Below are 18,773 nucleotides of genomic sequence, written 5' to 3'. Positions count from 1 at the left end.
TCAGAATGACCTGTATTTCCCATATCTCATTTCGAGAACGCGATCCCAGAAGCTGCGATCACGCAGTGGATTGTCCCGGAAGTAATAGAGCGAAACCGTTTCCATAAACTCCAACGTGCCTGCCGGTGATCCCCCGGTTTTCACCAGAAGATCATGAAGGTCCTCAAGAGCAATGCTCTCATCAACGAAAGGAATGTCGGCAACGACTTTCATGGCGGCAAAAATATCCTCGCCTTCTCCTTTCACTCTTCTAGCCTTGCGTTTAAGAAGATCAATGTCTCGAAAAACATCATCATCACTCGCGCCCGTGCGTACATAATATCCTTTTTTCAGTTCTACTGTACTGCCTAACGCTGATCCGGCCCGTTCGCAGCCGTCGTACCGGTAGACAAGACAGTACAGACCTGCGGGTCTGACCGGGGGCATGATTACCTTAACTGGATTCAGTGATGTTATGGCGAATTCTTCATCATATCGTACCGAATAGGCAAGAATACGGATCGCGGCATAATGTTTCTTCAGCGTTTCATAAAAAATAAAATCAGTATGATAGTTGGGAACAAAGACCTCCACATTCTCATGGAGGATGAAAAAGACCATCGTCCCTCCGCCGGCCCGTGCCAGAGCCTTGACATGGTCAGTAGCCCGGGAACTCACGGCGTCGGGGAATGATGCGACGCCCTTCCAGGCCAGGGTACATGATTTCAATTCTACAAGGAGAGCGTTGCCTCCGACATCCCGAAAAAGAAAATCAAACCGGTGATTCTCAAAGGCGGGTTCGCGTCTTATAAAGGTCAAACCTCTGAATTCCGGGACCATACCGCGAGCGACCAGCGCACTGAATATACCGTTGCTGGCAGTGGAATCTATAAGGACCGGTTTTCCGTTATAATAAAAATAGAGGAGCTTATGGGAATACTTCCCCTGCGAGGGAACAAGGAGGACCGGTTCTCCCGAAATGGCAAGTTCCGACAGTCGACCCGTATTAGGAATATATATCTTCTCTTCTTTGCCATTGACAAGTACGATGCCGACGAAACGGTTCAGGCGTTCAACAAAAATTCCGTGAACCATACTGCTCTGTCCAGATATCGTATCATTGGCATTACTATATTCCGTCACCGGTCGCTCTTGTTCAGTCCATAAAAATAAATGTCGGTTTCCTTACCGTCATTATCAATGGTACTTTCATGAAACCGCCATCCCCTCATTTCGTAAAAACGCGCCAGATCCATTTCCTCGTTGTGACCGAGGAAAAGAAATATTTTTTCGAATCCCAGATCCCGGGCTTTTGTGATTATAGCATCGATAAGCCTCCCGGCGATGCCCATGCCGCGGAATTCCGGCATGACATAGAGCGATGCAAGCCAGGGATTCAGGTCACGTCTCGACCAGAGATCATTTTCCTTGAGAGATCCCATGCCCACGGGCAGGGTGTCGATGGTGGCCACATAGGCCGTAGGAATGGTTGTGCCGATAGTGCGCTGCTGATAAGCCTTCAGGTTCAGGTCAAAGGGAATATCACGTTCCCGGTACCACTGCGTGTAGGACCAATGGGCACAGAGGGGTGCATAATCAGGTTTCTCTTCCAGGGAGACTATCTCAATTTTATTATCCATGAAGCACTCTCCGGAATAAACAGATTCTCATTTTATCCGTCGCATTCCGTATTATTTTTTAATCATGATTATACGCTCATCAGAGAACAACCAGAAGAATGAACCGATATAAAGACAGTAAAACGCATAGGAAGAAACGACTACCGGCAAGATAAAGGGATAGTCGCCTTCGAAAAGCATCTGCATTGACGCTATCAGAATAAGCACAAGGTACCTGGCATACATAAGAATTCTGCTCATAATTTCCACACGATCAACCATGAAGTCGCGAATAAAATAAGGAAGAGCAAGCCCGGCGACACCGATGACCGCACTGTACCACAAATGAAAAGCCATGGTCATGACTGCTCCGGCGCCCACTGCAACGAGTATGCTGATTATTAGATAAAAAGTATTCTTCTTTGACTGGGAAAAAATATGTTTCATCCTGGCGTTCATTGTTCATTCTCCTTCTGCATATATCCCACAATCGGTTGTGCTATTCGTCAAGCGAAAATATATTTACCTGTTTCTCTCATACTATCCTTTTTTCTTACAGATGACAATTTTCTGCCAAATTTTTTCTTGATTTAGATCAGGATGTTTTTCATGGTGTATGCTGTATTGATTCAGATTGTAATTTTTACACCGATCATAGAAAAGCTCTTCACAGACTGCAAACCGCCTGCGGGGAAATACTTATTTGAACTTACTGCATCAGTTCTTTTTATAAACACTCATTAACGCCTGGAGATGCATATGGAGACACAGTATAAGAGAAACAATACTCATAAATACATAAATATTGTCCTGGTCATCGCAGCCCTGGGATACAGTATCACCAAGCTCAATGATCCGGTGAAGCATACCATGGCAATTATTGTCCTGTGCACCTGTACGGTTATCCTGCTCATATATGCCTACGGATTTAAAACCGAACGGGATAAAAACAAAAAAAAATAACCGTCATGCAATTATCTACAGGATGATTCACTGACAAAAATATCCGAATTAATAATAAAGATACAAATCTAAAACAAAAATAGCATTTCAGGAGATAGTATGACTGATGCAGTTAGTGCTGTAATACTGGGGATCGTGGAAGGCCTCACGGAATTTCTTCCCGTTTCTTCCACAGGGCATTTGATTATCGTAAATAAATATATCTACTTCGGCGAGCAGTTCACAAAAATGTTCGACATTGTCATTCAGCTCGGCGCCATACTTTCAGTTGTAATATATTTCAGAAAAAAGCTTATACCATTCGGAAAAGAAGTGAGCGAATCGGACAGAAAAGATATTTTTGATACGTGGAAAAAAGCGATAGTCGGCGTGATACCCGCTCTTGTAATTGGTGCGGCTGTTCACGATTATATTGAACAATATTTATTTACGCCGGTCGTGGTATCGATAACACTGATAATCTGGGGGATATTTCTAATTATAATTGACAGGGGAGATAGAACAGGCCGATTCAATTCGATAAAAGAAATTACATATACAACGGCAATACTCATAGGGTTTATCCAATGCCTGTCGATGGTGCCCGGCACATCGCGATCAGCTGCCACCATAATAGGCGCCATGCTCCTGGGTGTTTCGCGCATTGCCGCCGTTGAATATTCTTTCTTTCTGTCCATTCCTACCATGGTTGCGGCATCGGGATATTCGCTGCTCAAATCCGGTTTATCGATGAATGCGCACGAAGCAGTAACCCTCTCAATTGGCTTTATTGTTTCCTTTTTCGTCGCATGGATGGTAATCGCGTTTTTCATGAAATATATTACCAGTCACGATTTCCGCCCCTTTGGTTATTACCGGATTATTCTCGGCATCATCGTCCTGATATGGCTCGTTATATAATTTTTATTTAAACGTAGTATCAATTTATCACATCGTACGCTGGAGTCTGCAGAACCGGCTTCCCGGTCGGTTCTTTTTCGTGAAACTGCCAAGAGACTCTGAACTCCGAAATTTCATTGTGGCCTTACGCTAATATTTACAGAATAGTGATTGACCTCAACCAGGCCTGCGGTGCATATAATGATTTATCATAAGGGAATCTCTATATATCATTATTTGATATTCCCTTGCGGGCACAAACATTGATAAAATAAAATTTTTAGCGGTGCCCATTATAGATTTTCACAAGCACATCCATGATTAAAAAAATAATTTACATTACCATCATACTGCTGCTCTGCACAGTCACAGGCGGCATAGCAGAGGTTAAAAGCAGTTTCAATACAGCCGAAGACAGACTGTTTCAGGATTTTGCTGCCGGCGATTACCACTCCCTGTGGGTAAGTCTCAGGGACATGATACTGAACAATCACACAGAAGCCTCCACGGTCCTATATTACCCTGATCTGGCCGATTTTGCCCGTATTGTTGGATACGGCGAGGTTATGGACGCCATGCAGAAACTAAAGGCTTCCATAGAGGCTGAACCCGCCTCACGGGATAAAAACAGCAGGCTGCTCCTCTTCCTCCTGGCCTACGAACAATTTCTCTATCCCTATAACAGGCCCGAGGCGCTGCGCATCACCCGGCTGCTCTCCCCCCTGTCGGCCTGGCGAATCAGGGGGCCCTACCGGTTGAACGGACCTGCCGACATGGATTATCCCTTTTCACCGGAAATTACCTCGGTCGGAGTCAGTGGCGGGGACTCGCTCACTATCGACACATCTCCCGGTGACGGCACTGTTGACTTCAGCCGCCATTTCTTTCCACGCGACGGTATCGCTTATGCTTCATGCTCCTTCTCTTATGACAGGCCGGTAAAACTCCGTATATATTCTCCATGCTCTTACCGCTTTTTTCTGAACGGCAGAATGGTGTTGAGCAATGACCCGTCCAATTTCAGAAAGATGCGCATCGTGAGGATAGACAAAACCCGGAACATCTCCATCCTGATAAAGGTACAGGCGGCCGATTCCTGGAAATTCAGAATGATTCTAACTGACGATGCGGATACCATCATCAGGCCCGGCATAAGGCCGATTACCGGGTCCTTTGATTCCTTTGATCAACTGGAAGAGAACGAATACCCTCTTGCGATCCTGAAAGAACGAATGACCACTGCAGTCAACCCGACTGATCAGGCGCGGTTATGGAACAGAACCGGCACTTACTTTGACCTCCTGGAAAGCTCACAGGCCATTGAATGCCATCGCCATGCATACCGGTTATGGGACAGAAACGAGTACCGGTTTTTCCTGGCCTCGTCCCTGGAAGGCCAGGACTCAAACATGGGCTCATGGCGCCACAGTGAAGCGGGAAGACTGTTTAAAGTCATCAATAACAACAATCCAACATTTTTCCCGTCGCGCTATAAAATTTTTGCCGGTCTCGCCGATACGGGCAACACAGCCGAGGCGCTTGCGGTCGGTCAACGCCTCATCGCTGATAATCCCGGCCATATCCCCTCATGGCTGGACCTCCTGAAATCCTACGATACAATTAATTATGAAAAGGAATTCCTGGAAACACTAGAGCGCTTCAAAAAAGAATTTCCCCATTCCGTTCTTCCCCTCCGTACCGGAACTGCTTTCTTTAAAAAAAGAAATATCCCCGACTTTGAAAAAGTCTCCCGACAAATACTTTCACTCGCCTATGACCGGGAAATACTTGCCAACCTGGTTCAATTTTATAAGAAACGCAATGACAACGATGCCATCATCACCCTTTACCGTCAGTTCAGTTTTGATGACCATCTGCACAATGAATACATCGACGCCCTGATACGAAAGGGGGATTATGTGACGGCAAAACATGTCCTCTTCCGGGATGTCTCCACAAGAAGGATTCCCGCGTACTACCTGAAGCTGGGTTTAATAGATCATCTCAATAATTATGACGCCTCCCTTTACTGGCATAAAGTCATCGCCATGGACCCTTCCTTTTTCCCCCTGAAAGATTACATGCGCTGTATGACCGACGCTTCATTCAGAAATCCCTTTGAGGAATATGAAAAGAATGTTCCCGATATAAAGTATTTATTTAAGTCCATGGAGAAATATGTGCTGCCCTCGAAGGTCATGTTCAGGAACAGGATATTTCTACTGGAGAATGACGGGAGCAGCAGGGTGTATTGCAATGACATCATTCACCTGAATGATGAGAAGGGCGTGGAAAAATGGGGCGAATACCGTATACCATTCGAGGGAGAACTGCACGCCATACGCTTCCGTGTTCACTATGAGGATAATTCGTGGAGCGATTCTTACCGAATCCAGAAAATAAATCAGGCCCACTTCGTCAATCTTTCAACGCTGAAAAAAAATTCCATTATACATCTTCAATATATCGTAGACAATCCCCTGCGCACACCGCGCCTGTCGCGGCACTTTGCCCTTCCTGAAACCCTGCTGCAGGAATACAACGAACCGGTAGAACGCCTGTCGGTTTCAGTTATAACGCCTCCCGGCATGGATATTCATCTTTACAACAGCAGGGGCTGGGATACATCAATCACGGAGATAAATGAAGCCAGGCTTCACTCCTTCAGCGCAGCAGACCTGCAGCCCATTTACAATGAATTCTTTTCAGGCAGCGATTACAACTGCCTGCCCTACTTTCATTTTTCAACGATGAAGGATTCCCGGGAAGTTATGTCCTGGTACGCAGGCCTGGTTAACCACATGAGTGAACCGGTCAACATACCGCCTGCTGCTGATACGCCCCCTGCATCGAAGGAAGAAGCAATCAGCTCTGTTTACCATGCTGTCTCGCGTGATGTCTTCCTGCAAAGAAATGTTCTCTATTATCCCGAAGACTCCGATACTACCTGGTACCGGAAAAGCGGCACGGTGGAAGATAAGGTTATCCTGGCCAGGACCCTTCTCCGCCAGAGGGGAATTGAATCTTATATGGGTCTGTCACGCCACAGCTATCTGCCCCGGGCTGACTCCATCACCAATCCCGAACTCTTTTCTTCACCGCTCCTGTTTGTACCTCTTACGGGCGACCAGGGGTACTGGCTTGATTTTTCCAATACCTTTCTCCCCCTGGGCACGGTCTCTCCAACCCTTGAGGGTGCCACTGCATACATCCTCATCAATAATGATACCATGGTGCAAAAAACTGTTCATGGCCTTTCAACGGATCGCAAGAGGGAAGAGGCAAAAATAACCATAGATGAACAGGGGAATGCACGGTGCTCCTTTCGAACCATTTTTGAAGGCTCTTACGGAGTATTGAGAGAGCATTTCAGAGACCGGCTATATCTGGAGAATACCGTCAATTCCTATTACGGCAACATGATTTCATCCCTGAACATTGATCACTACGCCATGAATAATCTCGATACATCACGGGGCGCTTTCACCATAGAGGCCCGTGGAGATGCTTTGGCCTTTGCAACGGCAGGCAGGGGGAAAATGATTCTGCAGCCCTTTATCAGCAGAAGCTCGATTCACCGGTATATTCAATATCCGGAAAGGACTCATGACCTGGTAATATCCTTTCCCATTCAGGAAGAGGATACCTGCGAAATTACTTTACCGGCACGATACAGCTCTGCCGAGGTGATGAAAAAACATGAACTTGCCAGTTCATTCGGCAGTGCGGAAATCATCATCATTAAAAAACGGGGTGATTTGAAAATGTCCATACATAAATCGGTCAGGCTCAGGTCCCATATTATAACGACACAGGTATACCCCGAGTTCCTGAATTTCTGCATGGAACTGAATAAACTTGAATCACAAAGTTTGGTTTTATCTGTTGATAACGATAGTAAACCGTAGCGGAAATCCCCTGAAGGTCAGGGGATCAGGGTAACTGCCGAGGAAACATCCATATATAAATATATTGAGGTTTCCTTATGAAGATTTTCTTACTGAGAGCAACTTACTCTTCAATTCATTCTTCTTTCTTTTTATCTGCTTTTTTGCCCTTTTTCTTTTAACACGAGCGTTATACTGCTTTCCCACGGAATATTCCTCCTTATTTTAATCAGTTGAAGACTGATACCGATATGGACAAATAAAGGCCGCACATACTTCTTTGTCAACATTAATATTATGGCGTTCCGTATTGGTATTGACATTCCACGTCAGAACTCTATATATTGACATCATATGATTAAAAGATGCATCGCAAACGGAAAAATGAAAAATTTTGCTGCCCTGAATATATTCCTGGCTATTTTATATTTCTGCCAGCCGGTTTTAGCCTCCAAGTTTGAGGAACTCGATAAGCCTCCGGAAGGAGCTCACAAGGGGCAGATGTTTCTTGGCGGTTTCATCTCCATGGGAGCTCCCGTTGGTTCCGTATATGACGCGGAAAATAATTTTGTCAAAGACAGCCTATACGAGTTCAGCGATTCCAATACCTATAAACGGCTCTGGATCTCGCATCTCTGCTTTACTTTCGGTGCCTCTTTTGAGTATATGCCAATGGATTACCTGGGAGTAAAGACCAAGATCAAGCGTTTCATGGTCATTCAGCGCACCGATTTCGGGTCCGATTATGAAAACTGGAGCAGGGTCATCTATGGAGAGTATTCCTTCCTGGTGGGGCCGGCCATCCATGCCACGACACGAAAACAATGGGACTTTACCCTGACACCCGTACTGGGATACGGTATCGCCACGTTTACTCCCACACCCATTGCCAAAAAACTTATCAGTTCCTATAGTGGAACGAAGACACAGACAGTCAGCAACCTGGTGCTGGGCGCAGAACTGAACTTTACCATTTATTTCAGCGGCGGGCTCTATGTTTCCCTGGGATTCGACTGGAACATGAACTTTCTTAAGTTCAAGGATAACCTTAATCTTACCTACACAGATGCCATCACATCGGACTCTTTTACCTACAAGGGGAAATCCGCACCATTTCACTCCGTAGCCTTCATCCTCTCGGCCGGGTATGCCTTCTCCAACTGACCCCGGCTAAAGATTTACCGTTTTCAGAAGACGCAGAACATTAAGTGTCACCCATTTATTCCGGGAACCACATTCCTTTGTACGGCCGCTCACAAGCATGCCGGTCCGGTCATTTTCACAATTCCAGGTTCCATCGCTGTTCTGCCTTGTCATTATCATATTAAAGGCCTCGCCTGTGCGGGGATCATGGAAATATCCGGCCCTGGCGATAAAAAGAAGGCCGTGGAGTACATCATACTGTGAAAGCAGCGGGTATCCCAGGAGCCTGAAATCGGGATTCCAGGAAGCCTTCGGCTTGATGGGTTTCCCGCTCCTGTCCTGATACATTTTTCTCTTCAGGAAATATTCCGCTGCTCCCCCGGTTATTTCCCTGTTGGAACGGGGATACATGGCCAAGGCCATGGAACAGGCAATGGTGGCATATATACAACTCGTCACGTCGCTGTTCCCTTCCCGCTTCAACCCTGAACCGGATCTTTTAAACAGGGCCAGTTTCATGGCATCACAGAAACCGGCCAGGGGACAATGAAGCCAGCCGCCGTCATGACGCTGATGGGACTCAATCCAGGCAATACCCTTTCTAACGGCCTCATCCTCGACGCGGGATGCGATAAGAAAGCGGACCATGTCGCCGGTCCTGCAGGCCGTTTCCACCATGGGTTTCCAGTTCAGGGTAAAGCCCCCCGAGGGCATCTGGCTCCTTTCAACAATTGCCGAAGCGGTTTCTCTTACCACGGCATGCCGTCCGTCAAGGCCGCGCTCCACTGCTTCGGCAAAGTACCACATCATCCCTGAATGATAGAGATCATAGCGCTTCCGGTCACCCAGGACACCATTCTTTTCCCGGGCCAGAATTTTTTTTATTCCATCGGCCCCTTCCAGAGAGGAAAATTCCTTTTCATGACTGCCGTCCTGAAGGATATCGCGCAGTGTCAGGTAGCGCACTACAGGATCATTCTTTTCAAGCAGCCAGGGGATGGGGTCATTATGCAGGTATTTTTCAAACATGCTGTTTTGCTTTTATCGGTTCCTACGGGGGAACCTGATCCATCAGGTACAATTTAGACCTGAACACGAATATATAATTCCATAGTATACAAGCACTTACTTGTCAATTTATTTCTCTTTTCATGTCTCTTCCGGCCGCTCCCACAGGTTCTGACCGACTACCGTGGACTCTATACCCGGCATGATATCGCCATGTATATGATATTTTTAATACTTGTAAAATACCCTGTTCTGTACTATATTAATTAATGCCTGAAGGGAGCAGAAGAGACCATTCAGTGAAAAAATTGTAAGTAATTCGGCCTTATATACCGTTAATAGTTAATAAAGAGGCCTTTTTGCTGTTTTTATTGTCTGTAATGCCCGAAAACAGCTGATTTTAGGAAATGAGGGATATAAAATAATGGAAGAATATATTCCCGAGAACAATCTGGTAGTTCTTCTTCTTCTTTTCATTCTGAGCGGCACGCTCTATTATTTCTGGTGGCTGGCACGGGTGAGCCGTACTTTCGGCGATGATCCGGTCATGAATATAATCCTCAGCGTATTTACCCTGGGGCTGTGGAGCATATATATTTGTCTCAAATATATGCAAAAATCTGAAATGATGAACGGAAGGGATATGAAATGGTACATGGTATTTTTTCTGCCCCTGTCCCCCATCATCATTCAGCATAATTTAAATGAAAAATATTTTCCAGGTCGATAGCCTTCAGGAGTGAACCATGATTGTCAGGTGTTCAAATTGCAACTCCGCCTTTGCAGTTGATGATGCCAAAGTCGAAAATAAACGATTCGCCTTTACGTGCCCTAAATGCTCTAATGAGAACATATTTGATAACAGGAAGGGTGCTCCGGCCGATGAATTTGCTGCTATTTCAAAAAACGACACGGCTACTGTAATGAAGGGGAAACCCGCAACCGCTGATTTTGATTTTGATGCTGAACCGGCCCCACGCATGGAAGCCGCTTCTATGAAAACGAAGGAAGTCCATCGCGAGGAACCGGTTCTGGACGATGAATTTTCAACGGACATTCCCCTTGATGATATAAGCCTCGAAGAAAGTAAAACGGCCATAGATGATATGGATCTGGATATTCCCGACAACCTGGAAGACCTGGATTTTGATTCAGGTGCCGGCGACTCCCTGGCGGAAAAGGCCCCGGCCCAAAAAGCCGCAGCCGATACGGACGATCTTGATCTTGGCGACCTGGAACTGGAACTGTCCGATTCCGATATCTCCGGGTTTGATGCGGAACTGGCGTCAGAGACTACGGGAAAAGCTGCACAGAAAAACGACGGCATGGCCGATCTTGACCTTGACCTGGACTTAACCCTGGGCGAAGAGGGAATTGAAATATCCGCCGATGACCTGGCTCTCGACGAATCACTGGAAGACCTTACTCCTGTTGAGGAAGATATACTTGCCGAAGAATCATTGGAAGAAATTATGGTTGATGATGAAATAATCACCGAAGAGGTCTATTCCAGGGATGCAGAGGACGAAGACGAGAGCATTACCATCGACCTTGATACCCTGGACATAGAGCTTGAAGAGAGTGATAAGGATTTCATTGCAAGCGAAGAAACACCCCGGGATGATACGGGTTCCGATGAATTCGATATTGATTTTGATGACTCACTCCAGATGGATGATGAACCGAAAAAATCAAAAAGAACAGCCGGCAGAGATGATGAGGATATTACCCTGGACCTGGACTCACTCGATATAGATATCCAGGAAGAGGAGACCATCTCACGGGGAGAAATACCCGACGATGGAATAGACATCGACCTTCCCGAACTCTCCCCTGAACTGGATGACACGACATCATCATTATCCGACGATGAGGACATCACCCTTGATCTTGATTCGCTGGATATTCCCCTGGAAGAAACGGAAGAACTGAAAAGCGGTGAAATCCCCGATGAAGATGAAAAACTGACGCTGGAAGACGCGGGGCTCACCATGGACGAACTTACTGCCGATGAACTGGCCTCGGCCACATCGGACATCGTCGAGGACATGGATGCCGATGACGATATACGGCTAACCATTGATGAAATTGATCCGGACCTCAGTATTCAGGAACTGGAAAACGAACTCCATGAAGCGGAAGTCATTCTCACCGACGATGACGAGGAGCTTCCGGAGATAGATTTTGACGAATATGATACCCTGCAGACAAAAGCCGCTGTAAGAAAACCCGTAAGGGTTTCCGATGAAATCGTGGAACTCGACGACACCTATGGCGACAATGACGAGGAACTCTCAAGAAAACGTTACCGCGATGTGGTTCAGGGCGGATCAGTCAATTTCTCCATTGATTACTCACTGAAATATTCACGCCTTGGAGCCTTCCTCAGATTGGTACAACTGTTTTCAATCGGATTGATTCCCCATTTCATCGTTCTTTTCGTCTACAGCATCCTTTCCATGATCCTGGGTTTCATCAATCATATCGTCGTGCTTTCCACAAAAAATTCCGTTGAAGACTTTTCCGAAATAATCGAAAAGACTCTTCGCTATTTTCTGTCCACCAGCACATCATATTTGGGTATTGTAGAGGAGATGCCCCTGTTCACAGGAAAGAAAGATATTGATTATGCCATGCAGCTCGACATCATCTATCCTGTGGTGTATTCAAGAATACTGGCTGCACTGCGACTCAGCATTATCGGTATTATAATTGCCACACTTCCCCATCTCGTAGTTCTCCTGGTCATCGGCATGACAATCCCTATTTTTTACCTCGTGGGTATGATTGCAGTTCTGATAACCGCGCGATGGCCACATTTTCTTTTTTCGATTATATCACGATATTACCGGTATATGGCACGGGTGATGGCCTTCATGACGGGCCTTGTGGATAAATATCCGCCCTTTACGTTCTGAAAAAATTACAAAATCTTTCATCGCATCCGGCATTCCATTACCGTTACGGCCCGGCCGCCCAGAAGGACTCGCTCTCCTTCTACTGTCACTGAAACCTCTCCTCCCCGGGCTGAACACTGGAAAGCCCTGAAGGCCTTTTCCCCCGTGCGCTTCTCCCAAAAAGGGCCGAGACAGCAGTGTGCCGATCCTGTTACCGGATCCTCGCTGACACCTACGCGGGGCGCAAAAAACCGGGATACAAAATCGTAATCGTCCCTGGCTGGAGCCGTGACAATAACGCCGCGACAATCAAGTATAGCGAGCAGGTTTAAATCAGGCCTGAGGTCTTTCACCTGTTCCTCCGATTCAAACTCAAAAATAAAATCAAACCTGTTCTTCCCGGCATAGACCGGCTTTATTCCCAGCACCCTTTCGATATCGGGAGGCATTACAGTTTCCACTTCCGGTTCAGCGGGAAAATCCATGGTCATCCAGGAACCTTGCTTGCGCGCTGTAAGCAGTCCGCTCAGCGTATGGAACCGAGCTTCATCATTTGCACCAAGAAGGGATTCCTCCCAGAGTATGTGCGCGCTCGCCAGAGTGGCATGCCCGCACAGCTCAACCTCGGCTGCGGGAGTAAACCAACGCAGATCATATCCATCATTCCTTTTTTGCAGAAAGGCTGTTTCTGATAGATTCATTTCCATGGCAATATTCTGCTTATCACTGTCAGGTATATCCGCCTCAAGAATACACACACCGGCCGGGTTGCCCCTGTATGGTTCCGACGTAAAGGCATCTACTTTAAAAATAATCATATGCTATATATCTCCTTAACATAGAGCGGTTATTTTTTTCTCAATGGATTTTCAGAATCAGTCGTCAGGGACTTCACCCCGTTGATACTCCTGATTGGATTAAACTGCCACAACCGATTGAGCCTGTCAATAAACAATACATGAGTCAATCCGTATCTTTACAATGGCCTGTTTGCTATAAGCATGAATGAATATTTTTTAATTTTGTTCATTTATAATTGACTTTCTCTGAAGTTTACTGGAAATATTAATACAGCCAATAAAAAATCATCTCGGAGGTTTCTCATGAATCAACCGGAATTAACACAGCAGGCCCTGGGCATACTCAGAAACGGTAATACCTTCCAGTGGTATTTTATTCCCCTGCTGGCCTTTGTTATTTACATCTATTTCAATGAAATATCCAAAAAGAACTGGAATAGTGTGGCAGCCGGTCTTTCCCTGTACATGGTTCACTGGTTTTATGAAATACTCAATGCCCTGATCCAGCATTTTTCCGGGCATGCCCTATGGACGGTCCCTACAGGCACCAGCTATCTGCTTCTCATCGGCGTGGGCTGGGAACTCAGCATGATGTTCTCCGTGGCAGGCCTCATTTTTTCAAAAATACTGCCCGAAGACCCAAAAATGAAAATTCTCGGTATCAACAACCGGATATTTTTTGCCCTGGGCAATGCCGCCTTTTTCTCCATTTTTGAAATTTTTCTGGCCTCCACACCGGCATTCCATTGGGTCTACAACTGGTGGGGAGCCTTCCCTGTTTTCATCACAGTATATATTCCTTTCTTTCTTGCAGCCAATTTCGCCTTTGATATGAAACCACGAACACAGAAACTATTCATCGGCGGCCTCTTTATCATAAACGCTGCCATGCTCATCATTTTTGCCGGCATTCTGAAATGGATATGACAGGAATTTCTCTTTGAGTAAAGAGGGGGGAATACATCCCCTCTCTTTTTAAACTTTGTAATATCACATTGATTAACCTCCCTCAGGGTAAAACATCACCTTTCCGCTCCATTTATCCGATAATAATATATATCAGCATACTTAACATGAATCCATGACTGGAGAAGGAACCGATGAGCAAACTTTTTAAATATTACGGCATCGTGATCAAAAAAGGAGAATATATATTCCGTGAAGGGGATGAGGCCGATTCCCTCTACTTGATTCACAAGGGAAAAATAAAAATCTGTAAAAGTACCGATCGGTCTGAAAAGCGCATACAGGTTCTGGGAGAAGGAGAATTTGTCGGTGAGATGGCCATCATCAATTCACTCCCCCGTTCCGCCGATGCAATCGCCATAGAAGAATCAGAGCTGATCAAAATGAACAGGGAATCCTTCAACACAACTATCGAAGATAATCACCAGTTCGCACTGAGCTTTATCAAGTTTCTTTCAAGCCGCCTCCGCGACACGACTGAACAACTAACAGCCCTTACAGAAAACGACAGGGCTCAGCATGTCTTCAGCGAAATGATGAAGGACATGATAAACTCTGGCAAAAAAGACCAGAGCGGAAGCTGGACACTCTTACAGCTTGACGGTTTCCTGCAGAAGTATAACGAAAAACACCGTATGGAGAATATCGAAATCATGACGGTTCTTGATGATATCATAAAAAAAGGTTATATTAAGATCAAATCGGACAGTAAAAGAAACAACTGGATTGCCATAAAAAATGACTGATTGCAGCCGGAAAAACCCTTATTCATTTCCGTCTAAACTTCTCATAGACGGTTCTGGCCACCTCTTTCGCATGCTCTTTGTTATATGAAATAGAGAATTCTTTTTTATATAAATCATATTCAGGCAGTGAATAAAAGAAAACCGATCCAATATAATCATTCATAAATCGGGCATGGAGATTTAAGGAAAAAACAATCATCTCGCTGAAAAGAACCTTTTCTCTCACGGGGTCCACCATACCCGAAACCATATCCCGTATCCATAAAAACGACTCGGGGTCCAGCACCGCTATAGAATAAAGATACCAGTCATCCACCATATCTATCAGCAAACGCTTATCATCTTCCGTTAAAAGACTGTGGGCCGGACAGAGAAATTCATCACATATTTTAATGCCGAAGAGGGACACATTCCGCCGGTCTTCCCCGGTGAGTGCCGGATGGAGGAGACATCCCGGCTTTCCACTCATGAGGAATCCCTGATAGGGACATACATGAGAGGTCCTGTCCCGGACCAGAGAATCCGCGACGGTATGTATCGGTATTTCCGCTTCTAAAAAATCATCCTCGGGAAGCGCAACGACCCTGTCACGGCCTCCCTGGAGATAGGCGACGAGATTTTCCCGGCTCAGATCCCTTATATTAAAAAGACCGCAGCAGATCGAGCATCCCTTCCGGTCATCGGGCTGACAGAGAATTATATATTCTGTCATGCCTGTTTCTTCGTATAATTGAGCAGTCCGCCATCGAGAAGGATCTTTCTCTGCCGCGAAGATGCAAAAAGCTTCAACCCGAATGCTTTCCCCCCGATCTCAATTTGAATAACATCATTTTCCGCTACCTGCCTCCTGAAATCCCTCACGCTGAAAGGATCACCGGCTCCGATTGAGTCATAGTCGGCTTCATCTGCAAAAACCAGGGGCACAATGCCGAAATTGATCAGATTGCCGGAATGGATGCGCTCAAAGGACTTCACCATAACGAGACGCACACCGAGATACATGGGACAGATCGCTGCATGTTCACGACTCGAGCCCTGGCCATAGCTCTGTCCGCCCGCAATGGCAGTATATATTCCCTTCTCTTTATTATCGAGCGCTCTCCGGGAAAAATCAGCATCGACCCCTTCAAAAACAAACTGGGAGTATTTTGGTATATTCGATCGGTACTTCAATCGCTGGCCCGCCGGCATAATATGGTCAGTAGTGATTTTATCTCCGACTTTAAGCCCCACGACACCGTGGATATCGTCCATGAGGGGATCGGTGTAAGGAGGATCGCCGATATTCGGTCCCCTGAATATTTCAACTTTCCCCTCTGAAGGAGGAAGTATCATTGAATCGTCGATGATGAACGCATCGGGAATCGCTACATCAGGATAATCGGCAGCCGTATAATCCAAAGGATTTTCCAGTTTTCCCGTAAGCGCAGAAAGGGCCGCCGTCTCGGGACTGATCAGGTATATCTGCCCCGATGCCGTGCCCGAACGTCCCTCAAAATTACGGTTATTTGTCCGTAGCGATATCCCTCCGGTTACAGGAGCCTGTCCTGAACCGATACAGAACCCACAGGCCGATTCCATGATGCGGGCACCGGCAGCTATCATGTCCGTCAGGGCTCCGCTGCGGGAAATCATCTCGAAAACCTGCTTCGACCCGGGGGCAACCACCAGGCTCACTCCGGGATGAATTTTTTTACCCTTCAATATTCCCGCCACAATCATAAGGTCCTTGTAAGATGAATTGGTGCAACTGCCGATAGCCACCTGATCAACCGACATCCCTTTCAGGTCAGAAACTTTTTTAATGTTGTCGGGTGAATGAGGACAGGCAACCATGGGCTCAAGACCGGAAAGATCAATATCGATTATTCTTTCATACGGAGCATCCTTATCAGGCAGAAGTTCCTTCCAGACTTGCTCCCGTCCCTGGGCCCTGAGAAAAGTACGGGTTATTTCATCACTGGGAAAGACTGATGTCGTTACACCCAGCTCAGCTCCCATGTTGGTGATGGTGGCCCGCTCCGGTACTGACAGGGTTTCTATCCCGGGGCCGGTATATTCCACGACGCATCCCACGTTACCCTTCGTGGTCAGAATCTCCAGGACCTTCAGGATAACATCCTTGGCAGCCACCCAGGGTCGCAGCTTCCCGGTCAGGCGGACATTAATCACCTTCGGCGCAGTTATGAAAAAAGGTCCACCGCCCATGGCCACGGCAACGTCCAGTCCGCCGGCACCCATGGCAATCATGCCGATACCGCCGCCCGTGGGCGTATGGCTGTCGGAACCCAGGAGCGTTGCGCCTGGCCGACCGAAACGTTCCAGGTGAACCTGGTGGCAGATACCGTTCCCGGCCCGTGAATAATATATACCGTAGCCGGCGTTCATGGTCTGCAGATATTTGTGGTCATCGGCATTTTCAAAGCCCATTTGCAGCGTGTTATGGTCCACGTATGATACGGAAATTTCCGTCCGCACCCGGGAAATCCCCATGGCTTCGAACTGCAGGTAGGCCATGGTACCCGTGGCATCCTGTGTCAGTGTCTGATCGATGCGGATGCCTATTTCATTTCCCGGTTTCAGTTCCCCTTCAACCAGGTGATCCTTGAGAATCTTGTATGTTACGCTGGTCCCCATATATTCCTCCCCGACTGCAATTGTATTCCCTTCATAAGGCCCGCAGTTAATGACAGGCGCAGAAACGTGGCAAGTATTTTTTTAAAGTTCTGCCCGCCTTTTGCCGATAAGAAATACATGAATATCTCCAGCGGTTTATCAGAAATTTCCTTTAGCAACAGACAGAGCGGCCCGATCCAGCGCGGCAAGGTCTACCTGTGGCCCGCATACCAAGAAGGTCGTGTTGATCCTATAAAAAATGTGGTACGCAGAACCGAAGGGGATATTTACTACACGAAAGCCTCCGATGAGGAACGGGAAGCCATCATCAATCAATACAGAACCAGCCAGCAACAGGCCTATAAACCTGATGGTAAATTTACCGCCAGCGATTTTTACACAAAACCGGGCACCCTTTTTGATGCCTTGGTGTAATAAATTAAAACCATCCAATTAAAATTGTTCTAAAATGTTTATCAAATCTGCACATTATATAAACAATGTTTATCAATATGATTAGAATATGATTAAAATCCTTATAATCGCTTGACTTTTCAATATTTTTCCATACTTTGAAGTAATAATTTTTAACACTTAAAATTAAGGAGTTATTCCAATGAAAAAAATAATAATCTTTTTTTCATCTCTTGCAATTCTGTTTACCGTTTCTTTTGCCAGCGCCCAGGGCGTGGATGTGGGTATGGGCCTCGGTATAAGTTATCCCGATGAACCTGATCAGGTTGCCTTTGACAGCTCATTTTTCGCCGATTACAACGTTAATCAATATTTTTCCATTGGTCTTGAAACCGGTTTTGGCTGGGTTAAAAAGGACATTGATGGACCAGAAACATCTTTTGGCGGTCTGGCCTTGCAAAGTGGCGATTCTATAAACTATTACACTATTCCATTACTGGCAGTGATAACTATCAATATTCCCCTGGGAGAGGAAGTACCTGTTGTTCCCTTCCTTTCAGGTGGCGTAGGGTATTCATGGACTATATATGATCCTCCTTCGTCAATTGATTGGACATTTTCAGGATTGACCTGGCAGGTCATGGGTGGAGCCTCGTACAATCTGGGCGAAAACGCCAACGGCATGAAAGTTTTCCTGGAAGTAGGTTATCGAGGTACCGATATTAAAAAGGAATTTAGCGGTCATGATTACGAACTTGAAATGTCAGGGGTTATCGCCCACATCGGCGTTGCCTTTCCTCTTTCCGGCGGTAGTGATTATTAGAAAATAAAATCATACTAACATTAAAAAGCCGTT

The 18,773-nt window shown here is 46.1% G+C and carries 17 protein-coding genes; 10 read left to right on the top strand and 7 right to left on the bottom strand.

Annotation, left to right across the window (positions count from 1 at the left end):
- Genes sfsA through CVV44_00470 form a run of 3 tightly spaced genes read right to left on the bottom strand, consistent with a single transcriptional unit; the run spans position 1 to position 2,057 of the window.
- On the bottom strand, positions 1-1,074 hold the full coding sequence (gene sfsA / locus CVV44_00480; GenBank protein PKL41147.1) for a DNA/RNA nuclease SfsA: 1,074 nt from the start codon (positions 1,072-1,074) through the stop codon (positions 1-3).
- Positions 1,075-1,118: 44 nt separating this feature from the next.
- Complete coding sequence (locus CVV44_00475) at positions 1,119-1,619, bottom strand: hypothetical protein (GenBank protein ID PKL41146.1); 501 nt, start codon at positions 1,617-1,619, stop codon at positions 1,119-1,121.
- 51 nt (positions 1,620-1,670) lie between these two features.
- Positions 1,671-2,057, bottom strand: coding sequence for a hypothetical protein (locus CVV44_00470; GenBank protein PKL41145.1), 387 nt, complete (start codon positions 2,055-2,057; stop codon positions 1,671-1,673).
- A 300-nt stretch (positions 2,058-2,357) separates the two neighbouring features.
- Between CVV44_00470 and CVV44_00465 the strand changes: the two genes are divergently transcribed.
- From CVV44_00465 to CVV44_00450, 4 genes are all read left to right on the top strand, one after another.
- A complete protein-coding gene (locus CVV44_00465; GenBank protein ID PKL41144.1) occupies positions 2,358-2,561 on the top strand; it encodes a hypothetical protein in 204 nt (67 codons plus the stop codon).
- Positions 2,562-2,660: 99 nt separating this feature from the next.
- Positions 2,661-3,461 carry an undecaprenyl-diphosphatase gene (locus CVV44_00460; protein PKL41143.1) on the top strand — a complete coding sequence of 267 codons (801 nt, stop codon included), beginning with the start codon at positions 2,661-2,663 and terminating at the stop codon, positions 3,459-3,461.
- 296 nt (positions 3,462-3,757) lie between these two features.
- A complete protein-coding gene (locus CVV44_00455) occupies positions 3,758-7,348 on the top strand; it encodes a hypothetical protein (GenBank protein ID PKL41142.1) in 3,591 nt (1,196 codons plus the stop codon).
- 363 nt (positions 7,349-7,711) lie between these two features.
- A complete protein-coding gene (locus CVV44_00450; GenBank protein ID PKL41141.1) occupies positions 7,712-8,491 on the top strand; it encodes a hypothetical protein in 780 nt (259 codons plus the stop codon).
- Between the two features lie 6 nt (positions 8,492-8,497).
- On the opposite strand, the gene CVV44_00445 is transcribed toward CVV44_00450, so the two are convergent.
- The gene (locus tag CVV44_00445) at positions 8,498-9,499 is read right to left on the bottom strand and encodes a hypothetical protein (protein ID PKL41140.1); all 1,002 of its coding nucleotides are present in this window, start codon (positions 9,497-9,499) and stop codon (positions 8,498-8,500) included.
- 403 nt (positions 9,500-9,902) lie between these two features.
- Between CVV44_00445 and CVV44_00440 the strand changes: the two genes are divergently transcribed.
- Positions 9,903-10,208, top strand: a complete 306-nt coding sequence (locus CVV44_00440; protein PKL41139.1) for a hypothetical protein — start codon at positions 9,903-9,905, stop codon at positions 10,206-10,208.
- 16 nt (positions 10,209-10,224) lie between these two features.
- On the top strand, positions 10,225-12,396 hold the full coding sequence (locus CVV44_00435; GenBank protein ID PKL41138.1) for a hypothetical protein: 2,172 nt from the start codon (positions 10,225-10,227) through the stop codon (positions 12,394-12,396).
- Between the two features lie 17 nt (positions 12,397-12,413).
- Here the strand turns inward: CVV44_00435 and CVV44_00430 are convergent, their stop codons facing one another.
- Complete coding sequence (locus CVV44_00430; GenBank protein ID PKL41137.1) at positions 12,414-13,193, bottom strand: oxidoreductase; 780 nt, start codon at positions 13,191-13,193, stop codon at positions 12,414-12,416.
- A 285-nt stretch (positions 13,194-13,478) separates the two neighbouring features.
- Here CVV44_00430 and CVV44_00425 point away from each other — a divergent pair, with 285 nt between their 5' ends.
- Both CVV44_00425 and CVV44_00420 read left to right on the top strand, forming a co-directional pair.
- On the top strand, positions 13,479-14,102 hold the full coding sequence (locus tag CVV44_00425; protein ID PKL41136.1) for a hypothetical protein: 624 nt from the start codon (positions 13,479-13,481) through the stop codon (positions 14,100-14,102).
- Between the two features lie 173 nt (positions 14,103-14,275).
- Positions 14,276-14,887 (top strand): hypothetical protein, encoded by a 612-nt coding sequence (locus CVV44_00420; GenBank protein ID PKL41135.1) that lies wholly within the window; start codon positions 14,276-14,278, stop codon positions 14,885-14,887.
- A gap of 22 nt (positions 14,888-14,909) precedes the next feature.
- Here the strand turns inward: CVV44_00420 and CVV44_00415 are convergent, their stop codons facing one another.
- Positions 14,910-15,599: a hypothetical protein gene (locus CVV44_00415; protein ID PKL41134.1), complete on the bottom strand. Its 690-nt coding sequence runs from the start codon at positions 15,597-15,599 to the stop codon at positions 14,910-14,912.
- Positions 15,596-17,524, bottom strand: coding sequence for an aconitate hydratase (locus CVV44_00410; protein ID PKL41133.1), 1,929 nt, complete (start codon positions 17,522-17,524; stop codon positions 15,596-15,598). The genes CVV44_00415 and CVV44_00410 overlap by 4 nt, the downstream gene beginning before the upstream one ends.
- Before the next feature lie 66 nt (positions 17,525-17,590).
- Here CVV44_00410 and CVV44_00405 point away from each other — a divergent pair, with 66 nt between their 5' ends.
- Positions 17,591-17,938: a hypothetical protein gene (locus tag CVV44_00405; protein PKL41132.1), complete on the top strand. Its 348-nt coding sequence runs from the start codon at positions 17,591-17,593 to the stop codon at positions 17,936-17,938.
- A gap of 181 nt (positions 17,939-18,119) precedes the next feature.
- A complete protein-coding gene (locus CVV44_00400; protein ID PKL41131.1) occupies positions 18,120-18,740 on the top strand; it encodes a hypothetical protein in 621 nt (206 codons plus the stop codon).
- The last annotated feature ends 33 nt before the right edge of the window (positions 18,741-18,773 follow it).

It is taken from the genome of Spirochaetae bacterium HGW-Spirochaetae-1, assembly GCA_002839375.1.
GTDB lineage: Bacteria > Spirochaetota > UBA4802 > UBA4802 > UBA5550 > PGXY01.
The sequence above is the reverse complement of the archived record's forward strand: the minus strand, read 5'-3'. Positions and strand labels throughout refer to the sequence as shown.